Origin of the sequence: Cohnella sp. WQ 127256 (genome assembly GCF_024519285.1) — a bacterium.
Lineage (GTDB): Bacteria > Bacillota > Bacilli > Paenibacillales > Paenibacillaceae > Cohnella.
In genome coordinates, this window is the sequence record NZ_JAMZCY010000005.1 from 625,668 (window position 1) to 639,738 (window position 14,071).

Sequence of the window (14,071 nt, forward strand, 5' to 3'; positions counted from 1 at the left end):
TTAGCCATAGACTTGGATGACCAGTAGCCGTTTATTTGGAGGAAATTATAATGAGCATTGAAGGTCTTTCTCTTACGATAGAACAATTTATGGAAGCGGCTACGAAGGCGCGTACACGTGCCTATGTCCCTTATTCAGGCTTTGCAGTTGGTGCTGTGGTGCTTGATGCTCAAGGCCAACTTCACCACGGCTGCAACGTAGAAAATGCGGCTTACGGTCCGACGAATTGTGCAGAGCGCACAGCTTTATTCCGTGCCATAGCGGATGGCTGCCAAGCTGGAGAATTTAGGGCTGTTGCAGTTATTGGTGAGACGGATCAACCGATTACTCCATGTGGAGTATGTCGTCAGGTGCTGGCCGAGCTATGCAAGCCTGATATGCCTGTTATTCTGGGTAACATGCAAGGTGACTATCGAGTGACGACAGTGTCAGAGCTGCTTCCAGGCGCTTTTACGTCTAAAGATTTGAACATTTGAACGAAGTAGATTGAAGGAGATTAGGTTATGCAGAAGAAGGGCTTTAAATCAGGATTTGTAGCTATTGTGGGTCGTCCTAATGCAGGAAAATCCACGTTAATGAATCAAGTGATTGGTCAGAAAATTGCCATCATGTCAGACAAACCCCAAACGACTCGGAACAAAATTCACGGTGTCTATACAACAGACGATATGCAAATTGTATTTCTTGACACACCTGGAATAACGAAGCCTAATTCTAAGCTTGGCAACTATATGCTGAAAGCAGCAGAAAGTGCCTTTAAAGAAGTCGAGGCTATTTTGTTCCTGACGGACGTGACGGAGCCGATCGGTGGCGGTGATCGCTATATTATCGAACAGCTGAAGAAGGTTACGGATACACCGGTATTTCTTGTCCTTAACAAAATCGATAAAATACATCCAGACGAGATGCTACCTGTTATTGATAAATACCGTAAGCTGATGAATTTCGCGGAAGTTGTTCCAGTATCAGCACTTAACGGTAATAATGTGAATGCATTGTTGGGGCAAGTGTCCCTCTATTTGGAAGAAGGTCCAATGTATTACCCGGCTGATCAAATTACGGATCATCCGGAGCAATTTGTATGCGCGGAATTAATTCGGGAGAAGCTGCTACAGCTTACACGGGAAGAAATTCCACATTCCATCGCGGTGGAAATTGAAAGCATGAGTGTTGCCGACAATGGGCTTGTTAATATCGGAGCGGTCATATTTGTTGAACGGGATTCTCAGAAGGGGATCATTATTGGCAAAAATGGTGCTCTCCTGAAAGAAGTAGGCAAGCTGGCTAGGCAAGATATGGAGCGGCTGCTAGGCTCCAAAATATTCCTTGAGCTATGGGTGAAAGTAAATAAAGATTGGCGTAATCGCGACTCGATGTTAAAGACATTAGGTTACCGAAACGATTAACAAAACGATTATCCGGTTAAACGTAAAAACTGCTAGGAATATCTAAGAAGTTCCCGTGACATCCTAATTGGTGAAAGATGCAATTCATTTTCGCCCGGAGAGGATGAGGCGCTGTGCGGGATTTCACGTGGCACGTGTTTACGCAAACCGGCGATATCGAAGCTTACTTGCTTTATAAAGAAATGCATAATCTCGGGACTTCCGAACTCGGTATTGCAGATGGGTTTGAAGATGATGAGGGTAATGTCGTAGACGAGGAATGAGAGCCGGTGTTATATCGGGTTGAAGGGTTAGTCGTACGTAGCATCGATTATGGGGAAGGTAATAAAATCATTACCCTGCTTACACCCACCCATGGGAAGCAGGGAATTATCGTTCGTGGAGCGAAGAAGCTGAAGAGTAGATATGGATCACTCGCTCAGCTTTTTACATACGGTGACTACTCCTATTATAAAACAGGAGCGCTCGGGACATTAAACAGTGGAGAAATTCTGGAGTCCTTTCGTGAGCTGCGGGAAGGTCTTGAAGGTCCCGCGTATGCTGCGTACGCTGCAGAACTGACGGATCGCGGGATTCAAGATGATGAAGCTGCAGCTTACTTATTTCATCAGCTGAAAGCATGCCAAATTGCGCTAGCTGAAGGTAAGGACCCGCAGATAGTATTGCGCGTGTACGAGATGAAGGTCATTAGCGCTGCAGGATATGCCCCAATGCTAGACGAATGTGTAAATTGCGGTAGGCAGGATGGGATATTCCGGTTCAGCTCAAACGCTGGAGGCGCACTTTGTTCTTCGTGCAGACATAGAGACCCTTCAGCGCTTGAGTTGGAGGATTCGGTGTGGAAGCTGCTGCGTGTTTTCTTAACGTTAGATTTACGCAGATTGGGCAATATCACAGTCAAGGATAGCACCAAGCGTCAATTGCAATTTGTGTTACGGCGATGGATGGATACCCATATGAGCTTGAATCTGAAGTCGCGAAGTTTCCTAGATCAGTGGGAGAAGTATGGTGATCTGCTCGGAGAGCGGATGAAACGCCCAGAATCGGTAGCGGAAACTTCGGAATCAGAAGACACCAAGCTTGGCGACGGATCGGTTTGACAGTCATCGGCACTGTAGTTTAGAATGTCATCATAATCAGTTTTGTCTCAGTGAAGGAGAAAGTAGCTGAATACCGTTAGTAACTGCAGCGAGCCAGGGACAGTGTAAGCCTGGAGATACGGGTCAGTGAAGGGCACTCTGGAGAGAACTTGTACGAATGAGGAGGGTAACCTTATCGCGCATAACGGGGTGAGTAACCGTTGCTGTAAGGGAGCCAAGTAGGGTGGAACCGCGGGAGTATTCAGCTTCCGTCCCTATGTCTGCGAGGGCAGACGTGGGACGGGGGCTTTTTAGTATGATCAGGGACATAAAAAGGAGCGAACAGTCGATGATGAATTTTCAACAAATGATGTTGACGCTACAACAGTTCTGGGCGGAGCAGAATTGTATTGTCGTACAGCCATACGACACGGAGAAGGGCGCAGGAACGATGAATCCGATGACCTTCTTGCGGGCGATAGGACCGGAGCCATGGAACGTGGCTTATGTGGAGCCTTCAAGGAGACCTGCTGATGGCCGCTACGGAGAAAATCCGAATAGACTTTATCAGCATCACCAATTCCAGGTCATTATGAAGCCATCTCCAGATAACATTCAAGAGCTATATCTGGAAAGCTTGAAGAGACTGGGCTTAAATCCGCTAGATCACGATATTCGTTTTGTAGAGGATAACTGGGAATCTCCAACACTAGGAGCATGGGGTCTTGGTTGGGAAGTATGGCTGGATGGTATGGAAATTACACAATTCACATACTTCCAGCAGGTGGGTGGAATTGATTGTCATCCGGTTGCAGTGGAAATTACGTATGGAATGGAAAGATTGGCCTCCTACATTCAGGACAAAGAAAATGTGTTTGATCTGGAATGGGTAAACGGTGTTTCTTATGGTGATGTATTCAAACAGCCTGAATATGAGCATTCCAAATATACATTTGAAGTATCGGATACGGCGATGCTGTTCCAATTGTTCTCCACTTATGAAAGTGAAGCTAAGCGTGCGATGGATGTTAATCTTGTATTCCCGGCTTATGATTACGTGCTGAAGTGCTCCCATACGTTTAACTTGTTAGACGCTAGAGGGGCAATAAGTGTAACCGAGCGTACGGGGTATATAACAAGGGTGCGCAACCTGGCTCGCCAAGTGGCAGCCACTTATTTGCAGGAACGTGAGCGGCTTGAATTCCCGTTGCTCAAGAAGGGAGCGATGCACAATGGCTAAAGACCTACTGTTAGAGATTGGTTTGGAAGAGGTGCCTGCTCGTTTCGTGCGTGGTGCAATGGATCAACTCAAAGAAAAGATGGAAAAATGGCTTACCGATAGCCGATTGGCCTATGGCGAAGTGAAAGCCTATGCGACTCCACGTAGACTTGCTGTACTCGTAACTGAGCTAGCAGACAAACAAGAGGACGTGACGGAAGAGGTCAAAGGTCCTTCTCGTAAAATTGCTTATGACGAGAACGGGGCATGGAGCAAGCCTGCACAAGGTTTTGCCCGCAGCCAAGGGGTTGAGCCGGATAGCTTGTTCATCCGTGAGGTAGGGAATGTTGAGTATGTATTTGCTACGAAGAGCAGTATTGGTGTGGAAACTTCATCCTTGCTGTCAGAGGCGCTTCCAACGTTAATTACTTCGCTTTCGTTCCCTAAAAATATGAGATGGGGTAGTTACGAGCTTAAATATATTCGTCCGATTCGGTGGCTCATTGCCCTTCATGGCAGTGAGGTTGTACCTTTCGAAATTACTGGAGTTACAACAAGCAACGTTACGCGCGGTCATCGTTTTCTCGGAAATGATACTGTCGTGGAGCAACCGAGCGTGTATGTTGAGCGATTACTTGCGGAGCAGGTCATTGTCAATGTGGAAGAGCGTCAGAAAGCGATTGTTGCTGGCATTCAAAGCTTGTCCGCTGAGCGGGGCTGGAATATTGCTGTTAAGGACGATTTACTAGAAGAGGTATTGTTCCTAGTCGAAACGCCAACCGTGCTTACAGGTTCCTTCGACCCGTTATTTTTGCAAATTCCGCAAGAAGTACTCATCACGTCTATGCGTGAGCATCAACGTTACTTCCCTGTTTTTGATAGCGAAGGAACTTTGTTGCCCTATTTCGTAACCGTACGTAACGGCGATGCTGCATCGCTTGATGTTGTTTCCAGAGGGAATGAGAAGGTGCTTCGCGCACGCTTGTCCGATGCGAAGTTTTTCTATGAAGAAGACAAAAAGCTAGTTATTGAAGATGCGCTGGCAAAGCTGAATAATATCGTGTATCACGAAGAGCTTGGTACAGTAGCGGATAAGGTCCGTCGTGTACGCAAGGTCGCAGACCGCATTGCCCAACATTTGCGTCTAGATCAATCAGAGCTTGAAGATATAAGCCGCACAGCAAATATTTGCAAGTTCGACCTTGTTTCTCAGATGGTGTACGAGTTCCCTGAGCTACAAGGAATTATGGGAGAAGATTATGCGCGTAAAGCCGGAGAAAGAGAGAGTGTAGCTAAAGCAATTAATGAACACTATTCTCCTCGGAATGCGGGTGATCGTCCTGCCGCTTCGTTAGTTGGAGCGATTGTTGGCATCGCCGATAAGCTGGATACGATTGCGGGTTGCTTCTCCATTGGTATTATTCCAACGGGATCACAAGATCCTTATGCCCTTCGCCGTCAAGCAGCTGGCATTGTAAGTACGTTGTTAGCTCATGAACTGGAAATTACTTTAACCGAGTTGTTCCAGATTGCTTTGGACGTTCAAGCAGATAGAGGCTTGAAGCGTGAAGTCTATGATATTAATAAAGACATGCATGAGTTCTTTGCCCTCAGAATTAAAAACGTGTTATCCGAGCAAGCGATTCGCTACGATGTCGTGGACGCGATATTGGGAGCAGGGGTTCAGGATATTCGCCGTACAGTGCTTAAAGCGCATGCTTTGCAAGCCGTTAATACGGAAAGTGGCAAATTGGAATTCCGACCGGCAGTTGAAGCCTTTAACCGCGTATGCAACCTAGCGGCAAAAGCAGACTCTAAACAAGTGGATGCGAACTTGTTTGCGGATGCAGCGGAAGGTAGTCTCTATGAAGCTTGGCAGCAGGTGCATGGCAAGTTTCTGAGTGCAAGCACACAAGCCAATATGGTTGAAGCATTATCGGTGTTATCCTCTTTAAGCGGACCGATTGTTGCTTTCTTTGAAGCTGTTATGGTCATGGCGGAGGATGAGGCTTTAAGGCGTAACCGCCTTGCCCTATTAGCGTTAGTAGCAGACGATGTGAAGCAATTCGCTGATTTCTCGAAGCTGTCAGGTTGATCATTCCTTTGGAAGGAGCTGACCTATGTCAGAAGTAAGCGTGACTGTATATGTTGTATCCGACTCCGCAGGAGATACGGGAGAGTTGGCAGTCCGCGCGGCTGCGGCTCAGTTTCATCCGTTGTCCGTTCATATTCGTCGTGCGGCATTCATCCAAACGCGCGATGGGATAGATTTAATTCTCGCTGCAGCACAAGCGGAGAATAGCATTGTACTCTACACGTTGGTCATTCCTTTCCTACGCGACTATATGGTAGAGCAAGCTAAAAAAGTTAAATTGCGGGCCATTGATTTGCTTGGCCCGCTGATCGATAATCTAGAGCGGTCATTAGGTCATAAGTCCCGTCATGAGCCAGGCTTAAACCATGTGCTCAACGCCGATTATTTTCTGAAAATGGAAGCTGTGGAATTCGCAGTTCATTACGATGATGCGCGTGACGTTTCGGGCATCCTCAAAGCCGATATCATTCTTGTAGGGGTATCGCGAACGTCCAAAACCCCGCTCTCTATGGTGCTAGCGCACAAAGCCTTCAAGGTAGCGAACGTCCCCTTGATTCCAGAGCTTGTACCCCCGAAGGAGCTTTTTCTTGTGCCTCCACGGAAGGTAATTGGATTAACAATCAATCCTGATTCTCTAAACGCTATTCGTAAGGAGCGTCTAAAAGCGCTCGGGCTTCCGAACTCCGCGCCTTATGCAACCTCAGAGCGCATATTCAAAGAATTAGAGCATGCGAGGCTTGTGATGGAGAAAATCGGCTGCATCATTATCGATGTATCTAATAAAGCGGTAGAGGAAACGGCTAGTCTCATCCTGGAGCACTTCCAAGAGTGACGAGGTGTAGGTGAATTCGTTCTCGTTCTATTAGATAAGTGGGAGAAAAGAGAACCGAGAGGTTCTCTTTCGGTTATGTGTGAGGTTCAAAAGTAGCTTTGAAGTTTAATTCTGGAAGAAATCGCTAATGATAATGAAGGAAGCTCATTTGGGATCTTCATCAGGATATTATTTTGTGAGCATTTTATGAACAATTCATATGGAATATAGATTAGGTATTTGTGAGATTAAGCTATTAAATCGTTTAACGAAAGAGGCATGATTGTCGGAAAATAGCTGATGATGTAACCTATACCGTTAGAAACCGTATAACATAAGGACGGCTAAAAAAGAAAATCTTCTATCTCGAATTTGGTATAACCCCATTAAGGGTAAAGTTGGATGATAAAATTTGATGAAGGTAATGCAGGATTTTGAATCCCTTTAGCGTATATAATACTACGGCAAACTTTCGGTGAATCGTGTGGTGATGTCGATGACTGTCTTACGTAATCGTGTTGTGGTTGATGGCGATGCTTGTCCGGTAAAGTCGGAAATTGCCAGAACGGTAAGGGGTTGCGGAGCGACTGCGTTACTTGTATCGAGTCATGCGCATGTATTAGTGCCTGAGCCTTCCGTTGAGGTCGTTACCGTCGATGCTAGTGATCAATCCGCTGATTTGTATATCGCTAACGTTCTGACAAAGAACGATATACTCGTTACGGGTGATTATGGATTGGCTGCGTTAGGACTTGCACGAGGTTCCGCCGTGTTAACTCCAAGAGGTAAAGAAATTCGTGAATCCGACATAGAAGGATTATTGGAGCAACGTCACTTCTCAGCGCGTCAGCGCCGTGGAGGGATGCGTACGAAAGGGCCCCCACCGTTTACGGACGGGGATCGCGAGAAGTTTCAACAAAAACTGACAACACTATTGCGAGGATTGCAGGAGAATCCCGACCTGTAGCGAATTGTATTAGTTGCAAGTAAGCGACGGATTGGACAGACTACTGCCCATTGCAGTCGTGCTACTTGGGAAATAAGGTGGAATTCATGAATTACGGAATGATACCCCAATCTGTTATCGATGAAGTGTTGAGTCGTCATGAAATTTCGGAGACGGTAGGCAAATATGTTCATCTAAGCAAGAATGGTAAATACCTGAAGGGTCTCTGCCCCTTTCATTCCGAGAAATCGCCATCCTTTACGGTCACACCAGAGAAGCAAATCTTTCATTGCTATGGCTGTGGTAAAGGTGGCAATGTAATTAAGTTCATCATGGAGATGGAAGGTGAATCGTTTCCTGAGGCGGTCAAAGCGCTAGCTCAAGATGCTGGCATTCCCGTTACGTGGACGACCGTGATTACTGAGGAGCCCTCCGCCTTTCAGAAGGAAAAGAAACTCCTTCATGAGGCCCATGACTACAGCTCGAAATTGTATCATTACTTGTTACTTAATACGGAAGTTGCAAAACCAGCTAAAGACTATCTGACAACAAGAGGATTTAGCGATGCTTTAATCGAACAATTTAATGTTGGTTATGCACCCGCAAGGTGGGACACACTTACACAGGCACTGGAACGTAAAGGCTACTCTCTTGCAGAGATGGAAGCAGGAGGATTGCTATCTCGAAGGCAGGAAGCAGACGGTTACGTCGACCGCTTTCGAGATCGAATTATTTTTCCGATACATGATGTGAGTGGACAAATTATTGCTTTTGCAGGACGGCTTTTATCAGATGGGCAACCGAAATATTTGAATTCTCCCGAAACCGCACTCTTTAACAAAAGTAGGACGCTGTATCGGTTGCATGAAGCTCGTCCGGCTATCCGGCGCTCTAGACAAGTCGTTCTTTTTGAAGGCTACGTCGATGTGATTAAAGCTTGGTCTGCAGGTGTTCATAATGGTGTGGCCACAATGGGGACAGCACTTACTAATGAACACGCAGCATTGCTTAAACGTTACGCCGATGAGATTATTTTATGCTACGATGGAGATGATGCAGGACAAGCGGCTGCACACAAAAGCATACCCTTGCTGGAAGATGCAGGATTTCGCGTACGGGTGAGTGTCCTTCCGAATCGAATGGATCCGGACGAATACATTTCGTCCTATGGACAAGAGCCATTTGTACGGGAATTCATTGAAGGAGCGGTTTCCGCAGTCAAATTTCAGCTTATATATTTAAGGAAATCCCATATACTCCTAGAAGAAGACGGAAGGATCAGGTATTTGCGCGATGCCATTCGTGTCGTCGCAAGACGAGATTCTCCAACGGAACGGGAGTTGCTCTTGAAGGAGCTTGCCCAAGAGTTCGGCGTATCTCTGGATACGTTGAAGCAGGAAAGCTTCGAGTTCAGGAAACAAGAGAAATTGGGAAACGCAGGGGATATTCCAGCCGGATCGTGGAATAATGTATGGAATGAAAAGACATCAACCTCGAAGAACCCTCCATTGGGAGCCGCACATGTCAATGCGGAACGCCAGCTGCTTTCATGGATGATGCAGGACAAAGAGACGGCGCTCCTTGTTCAGCAAAGACTTGGTGATCGTTTTCATGTTGAGGATCATGCGGCTTTAGCTGCTTATTTATATGCTTATTACGCACAAAACAATGATCCTGATGTCGGCAGATTTGTAGCGGTATTGCAGGATGACCGCTTGGAACGTGCTGCCAGTGCCATCGCATTAATAGACATTCCGTTTGGCGAACGGGAGCTAGAAGACTGCATTCGTACGATCGGTCGCGCTTCTCTTTCACGAGAAGTAGAACGTTTGACTGAAGAACTGAATCGAGCTCAGCGAGCGGGCGACTATTCACGTGCAACACAAATGGGTATAGAGATTATCGCCCTGGAAAAGCAGCGTAAGCAATTTTGATTACGCGGGCTTCTCAGGGAGGAGGGAGTCGGCAATGGCAAACGATCAACACACCGGACTGGAAACGGAATTAACACTTGAACAAGTCAAAGCTCAACTAATAGAACAAGGTAAGAAGAAATCTTCCTTGACCTATAAAGACATCATGGAGAAGCTGTCTCCATTTGATCAGGATCCCGAGCAAATTGATGAATTTTTTGAACAGTTAGCGGATATTGGTATTGAGGTTTCTAATGATCATGATGAATTAGGACGCGAGCGGCATGGTCACGGAACTGGGGAAGAGGAAGAACGCGAACGGGATGAATTTAACTTTGACGATGATCTGTCTCTTCCGCCAGGTATTAAGATCAATGACCCTGTTCGGATGTACCTTAAGGAAATTGGTCGTGTTCCCCTTCTTCATGCGGATGACGAGGTTGAGCTAGCGAAGAAGATAGAAATCGGCGGACCTGACGGCGAAGAAGCGAAAAAAAGGCTGGCAGAAGCCAACCTTCGTCTAGTCGTTAGTATTGCGAAGCGCTATGTCGGGCGGGGCATGTTATTCCTTGATCTTATACAAGAAGGTAATATGGGACTGTTGAAAGCGGTCGAGAAATTCGATCATGACAAAGGCTTCAAATTCAGTACTTACGCGACATGGTGGATTAGACAAGCGATTACACGGGCAATTGCGGATCAGGCAAGAACGATTCGGATTCCTGTTCATATGGTCGAAACGATTAATAAGCTCATTAGAGTTTCACGGCAATTACTGCAAGAATTGGGAAGAGAGCCTACGCCCGAAGAGATTGCAGAGCAAATGGAACTAAGTGTGGATAAAGTTCGTGAAATCATGAAGATTGCACAAGAGCCGGTATCCCTGGAGACACCTATCGGTGAAGAGGACGATTCCCATTTAGGAGATTTTATCGAAGACCAGGAGGCGTTGGCTCCTGCGGACGCTGCTGCATATGAGCTTCTCAAGGAACAGCTTGAAGATGTTCTGGATACTTTGACTGAACGGGAAGAGAACGTACTTCGCTTGCGTTTCGGATTGGATGATGGACGTACTCGTACGCTTGAAGAGGTTGGCAAGGTGTTCGGTGTAACACGCGAACGGATTCGTCAGATCGAAGCGAAGGCACTTCGCAAGCTTCGTCACCCAAGCCGTAGTAAACGTCTGAAAGACTTTTTAGAATAAAAGATTATAGGGATACGATCGAGACCTTTGCCGTTATGGTTGAAGGTCTTTTTTTTTCAAGTGGATAAGGAGGACGTCGGCATGGCTGCGTTGAATGAAGCAAATCGTAATGTAGTCGTTAAAGAAATTGAATCTTGGCGACGCAACAAGCTATTGCCGGAGCAATATTGTGACTTCTTACTTAATATTTATTTGGAAGATCTAAATGAACGTTCTCAAGGCTTTATGGGTAATACAATGAAGAAAATTGGGCAAGCTTCAGGCAAACAATGGATGCTTGTTTTTGGAATTTTTGCCTTGATCTGTCTTGTTGTACTTCATTTTAGCGCGTTTCACTTGTCTTTGCAAATAGCTTTAACGAGTGTTGTTGCGGCAGCATTCGTCGCGCTTGGCATTAAGCAGAGGGTCGATAAACCAGTACGGGGATCGTTATCGATCGGAGCGGCTATGGTGTTCCTATTAGGGGTAGGGTTCATCATTTTACAGCTAAACGGCTGGCTAGATGGCTCAGGACCTCTGTGGTTATTAGGCTTATGTTCGACAGTATGGATCGGCACTGGAGTTCTTCTACGCTTTGCTGTGCTCCATTGGATGGGCTGGATGATTGCCGTAATCCTATATGCACTATTGTTATCACAGCATGCTCCTTCTCCATCCTTGCTCGAAGTTCAAGTGTTCTGGATTCCTGCAGCATTGCTATTTGCTTGGTTGAGTTGGTTTCTCCATGTTCGATACAAATCTGCTGGCGCTGTATTTTTTGCGACGGCACTTCCCATCTGGTTTATGCCGGAAGTGTATTCTGCTTTGTTTGCTATTCATACACAATGGATTCAGGTGGAAATTATTATTAAAATCTTGATCGCAGGCTTTGGAATGTTTCGATTAAGAAAACAATGGATGGAATGGGTTGTATAAGGATGATGGATATGAAGAATATGAAGGATAATGGAGCAGGGTTGAAGCTGTCACTTCGTTTATCGGCATTAGCTGATTGGGTTCCGCAAGGAGCTCGGTTCGCCGATATCGGGACGGACCATGCACTGCTTCCCGTTTTTCTAGCGCAACAGGGCAAGATTAGCTTTGCAGTTGCCGGAGATGTACATGAGGGGCCAGTTGAGGCTGCCAAAAGTCAAGTATCATATGCGGGATTGGAACAGGTCGTACACGTCAGATTAGGAGACGGAATGGCAGTATTATCTCCGGATGAAGTAGATACCGTCACAATTGCTGGAATGGGCGGAAGCCTAATGGCCAGAATACTTGATCAAGCTGGTGAAAGCTTAAATGGAGTTACTACGCTCGTTCTTTCGCCGCATGTAGCGGAAGATTTGGTTAGACGTTGGTTAGATCAGCATGATTATGCTCTCGATCAGGAAATGTTGCTTGAAGAAGATGGAGTTATCTATACATTAATGCGTGCTAAGCTTATGCCGGATTCAGCGGAAGCACAAGCGCGGCATTCACAATTGTATGATGAGGCGATCTTAGCTCCAGTTATTTCGAAAGTATCTTCCGCGTTAATGTATGAAATGGGCCCGATTCTGATGAGAAATCCAACGGAAATCTTTCATCAGAAATGGCAACAGGAACTCGCTAAACGCGAAAGAGTGATTCTTCAGTTAAGTCATGCATCCGCACCGGAAGCAGCAGAGAAAGCAAGAGAATGGGAAGAGGACGTTCGCGAAATCCGGGAGGTGCTATCATGTTTGCTCGTGGAGAAACAATCGTCCAATTAATGGAGAGGCTTGCTCCTAAGCATTATGCCGTTCCGGACGATAAGATCGGGTTACAGGTAGGATCCGTAGCGAAGGAAGTGAAGCGTGTACTCGTTACGCTTGACGTCACTCCTGCGGTAGTGGAAGAAGCCGCAAACCTAGGAGCGGAGCTTATTATCGCACACCATGCGGTCATATATCGGCCATTGGCGCACTTGCGAACTGACACTCCGGCAGGCGCATTGGCGGCTAGCTTGCTACGTAAAGATATCGCGGTATATATTTCGCATACCAATCTTGATACGACCGAAGGGGGCATCAATGATTGGATGGCTGAAGCCCTTGAACTGAACGGACGTGGGGTGCTGGAGGAGGTACATACGGATAAGCTGTTTAAGCTAGTCGTATTCATCCCTGAAACTCATCACGAAATAGTGCGAAATGCCATGTTCTCCGCAGGTGCAGGTTGGATCGGTAACTATAGCCATTGTAGCTTCAATATAGAAGGGACGGGTACCTTTCTACCGCGTGAAGGAAGCGATCCCTTTATTGGGAAGCAGGGGAAGCTGACAGAGACGCGTGAAATTAGATTGGAAACGATTGTTCCGCTAAGTGCTAGGAAAAAAGTCATTTCTGCTATGCTTAAGGCACATCCTTATGAAGAGGTTGCCTACGATCTGTACAGCATGGACCTGAAGGGCCGCTCATTCGGCTTAGGCAGAGTAGGAGTGCTTCCTGCGGTAGAAAGCCTTGATCAGTTCGCTGAACGTGTTAAAGGGGCGTTTGAGGTGCCATTTGTAAGGATGGTTGGAGAGGGTTCTAAGCCCATTCGTAAGGTTGCTGTACTGGGCGGGGCAGGTTCAAGATATATTCGACATGCGATTTTTGCGGGAGCGGATGTGCTTGTAACTGGAGATATTGATTTTCATTCCGCACAAGATGCTTTGGCTGCGGGAATGTCGATTATCGATCCTGGTCATCATGCGGAGAAAATTATGAAGCCAAACGTAGCACGCTGGCTTACCGAACAGTTGCAGAGCAAAGGCTATGCGACAGAAGTGTTCGCTTCTCAGGTAGATACAGAGCCATTTCAGTTACGATAATGGACATATAATAAGGGACAAAGGAACTATCTCCATTCATTTCCGTTGTCAGCGAGCGTTATTCGCGTTATACTAGTCGTTGCAAACCGGAAAGTTTGACAGACAATCGCTGGTGGCTTCGCGCCACGAGAGGAAAGTCCGGGCTCCACAGGGCAGGATGCTGGATAACGTCCAGTCAGCGCGAGCTGAAGGATCAGGGCCACAGAAATGGACCGCCGATGGCTGCTAACGCAGATCAGGCAAGGATGGAACCGTGGTGTAAGAGACCACGAGGAGCACTGGTGACTTTGCTCCTGGTAAACCCCATTTGGAGCAAGACCGAGGAGAACGCAGACATTTATGTCGGCCCTAGCCCGGGGTGCGTTCGGGTTGGTCGCTTGAGCCGTATAGCAATGTGCGGCCTAGAAAGATGATTGTCGCTTCAGGAAGTGGGAGGATTGCCTCGCGCAGTCCGTTATGACCACGTGAAGTACAGAACCCGGCTTACGGCAAGCTTTCCGGCTGTTACTAATCCAATAAAAAGGCCATCCCCAGCAAATAGGGAATGGCTTTTTTTTTAATTTATAACTTTGTCATTTAA

The 14,071-nt window shown here is 46.6% G+C and carries 13 protein-coding genes and 1 other RNA gene; all 14 read left to right on the top strand.

Going from position 1 to position 14,071, the window contains the following annotated elements; genetic code table 11:
- The first annotated feature begins 50 nt into the window (after positions 1 to 50).
- The 14 genes from cdd to rnpB all read left to right on the top strand — a co-directional run bounded on the left by cdd (position 51) and on the right by rnpB (position 13,992).
- The gene (gene cdd, locus M1K58_RS17870; protein WP_256760194.1) at positions 51 to 476 is read left to right on the top strand and encodes a cytidine deaminase; all 426 of its coding nucleotides are present in this window, start codon (positions 51 to 53) and stop codon (positions 474 to 476) included.
- Between the two features lie 27 nt (positions 477 to 503).
- Positions 504 to 1,406: a GTPase Era gene (gene era, locus M1K58_RS17875; protein WP_256760195.1), complete on the top strand. Its 903-nt coding sequence runs from the start codon at positions 504 to 506 to the stop codon at positions 1,404 to 1,406.
- 113 nt (positions 1,407 to 1,519) lie between these two features.
- Positions 1,520 to 1,669: a YqzL family protein gene (locus tag M1K58_RS17880; RefSeq protein WP_256760196.1), complete on the top strand. Its 150-nt coding sequence runs from the start codon at positions 1,520 to 1,522 to the stop codon at positions 1,667 to 1,669.
- A gap of 6 nt (positions 1,670 to 1,675) precedes the next feature.
- Positions 1,676 to 2,506 (top strand): DNA repair protein RecO, encoded by an 831-nt coding sequence (gene recO / locus M1K58_RS17885; protein WP_256760197.1) that lies wholly within the window; start codon positions 1,676 to 1,678, stop codon positions 2,504 to 2,506.
- Positions 2,507 to 2,837: 331 nt separating this feature from the next.
- A complete protein-coding gene (glyQ, locus tag M1K58_RS17890) occupies positions 2,838 to 3,725 on the top strand; it encodes a glycine--tRNA ligase subunit alpha (protein ID WP_256760347.1) in 888 nt (295 codons plus the stop codon).
- The gene (gene glyS, locus M1K58_RS17895; protein ID WP_256760198.1) at positions 3,718 to 5,799 is read left to right on the top strand and encodes a glycine--tRNA ligase subunit beta; all 2,082 of its coding nucleotides are present in this window, start codon (positions 3,718 to 3,720) and stop codon (positions 5,797 to 5,799) included. Before glyQ ends, glyS begins: the two co-directional genes overlap by 8 nt.
- 25 nt (positions 5,800 to 5,824) lie before the next feature.
- Positions 5,825 to 6,631: a pyruvate, water dikinase regulatory protein gene (locus M1K58_RS17900; protein ID WP_256760199.1), complete on the top strand. Its 807-nt coding sequence runs from the start codon at positions 5,825 to 5,827 to the stop codon at positions 6,629 to 6,631.
- Positions 6,632 to 7,106: 475 nt separating this feature from the next.
- Positions 7,107 to 7,577, top strand: coding sequence for a YaiI/YqxD family protein (locus tag M1K58_RS17905; RefSeq protein WP_256760200.1), 471 nt, complete (start codon positions 7,107 to 7,109; stop codon positions 7,575 to 7,577).
- 86 nt (positions 7,578 to 7,663) lie between these two features.
- On the top strand, positions 7,664 to 9,490 hold the full coding sequence (gene dnaG, locus M1K58_RS17910) for a DNA primase (RefSeq protein WP_256760201.1): 1,827 nt from the start codon (positions 7,664 to 7,666) through the stop codon (positions 9,488 to 9,490).
- A 34-nt stretch (positions 9,491 to 9,524) separates the two neighbouring features.
- Complete coding sequence (gene rpoD / locus M1K58_RS17915) at positions 9,525 to 10,673, top strand: RNA polymerase sigma factor RpoD (protein WP_256760202.1); 1,149 nt, start codon at positions 9,525 to 9,527, stop codon at positions 10,671 to 10,673.
- Between the two features lie 81 nt (positions 10,674 to 10,754).
- On the top strand, positions 10,755 to 11,588 hold the full coding sequence (locus tag M1K58_RS17920; RefSeq protein WP_256760203.1) for a hypothetical protein: 834 nt from the start codon (positions 10,755 to 10,757) through the stop codon (positions 11,586 to 11,588).
- 11 nt (positions 11,589 to 11,599) lie between these two features.
- Positions 11,600 to 12,409 (top strand): tRNA (adenine(22)-N(1))-methyltransferase, encoded by an 810-nt coding sequence (locus M1K58_RS17925; protein WP_256760204.1) that lies wholly within the window; start codon positions 11,600 to 11,602, stop codon positions 12,407 to 12,409.
- Complete coding sequence (locus tag M1K58_RS17930) at positions 12,376 to 13,491, top strand: Nif3-like dinuclear metal center hexameric protein (RefSeq protein WP_256760205.1); 1,116 nt, start codon at positions 12,376 to 12,378, stop codon at positions 13,489 to 13,491. Before M1K58_RS17925 ends, M1K58_RS17930 begins: the two co-directional genes overlap by 34 nt.
- 90 nt (positions 13,492 to 13,581) lie before the next feature.
- An RNA gene (rnpB, locus tag M1K58_RS17935) (RNase P RNA component class A) lies at positions 13,582 to 13,992 on the top strand.
- Positions 13,993 to 14,071 lie beyond the last annotated feature (79 nt).

Bases quoted from the DNA above. Each gene is read 5' to 3' on its own strand.
- M1K58_RS17900 (WP_256760199.1), top strand. From the start codon at position 5,825: ATGTCAGAAGTAAGCGTGACTGTATATGTTGTATCCGACTCCGCAGGA.
- M1K58_RS17925 (WP_256760204.1), top strand. From the start codon at position 11,600: ATGAAGAATATGAAGGATAATGGAGCAGGGTTGAAGCTGTCACTTCGT.
- cdd (WP_256760194.1), top strand. From the start codon at position 51: ATGAGCATTGAAGGTCTTTCTCTTACGATAGAACAATTTATGGAAGCG.
- dnaG (WP_256760201.1), top strand. From the start codon at position 7,664: ATGAATTACGGAATGATACCCCAATCTGTTATCGATGAAGTGTTGAGT.
- M1K58_RS17905 (WP_256760200.1), top strand. From the start codon at position 7,107: ATGACTGTCTTACGTAATCGTGTTGTGGTTGATGGCGATGCTTGTCCG.
- glyS (WP_256760198.1), top strand. From the start codon at position 3,718: ATGGCTAAAGACCTACTGTTAGAGATTGGTTTGGAAGAGGTGCCTGCT.
- glyQ (WP_256760347.1), top strand. From the start codon at position 2,838: ATGAATTTTCAACAAATGATGTTGACGCTACAACAGTTCTGGGCGGAG.
- M1K58_RS17920 (WP_256760203.1), top strand. From the start codon at position 10,755: ATGGCTGCGTTGAATGAAGCAAATCGTAATGTAGTCGTTAAAGAAATT.
- era (WP_256760195.1), top strand. From the start codon at position 504: ATGCAGAAGAAGGGCTTTAAATCAGGATTTGTAGCTATTGTGGGTCGT.
- M1K58_RS17930 (WP_256760205.1), top strand. From the start codon at position 12,376: ATGTTTGCTCGTGGAGAAACAATCGTCCAATTAATGGAGAGGCTTGCT.
- rpoD (WP_256760202.1), top strand. From the start codon at position 9,525: ATGGCAAACGATCAACACACCGGACTGGAAACGGAATTAACACTTGAA.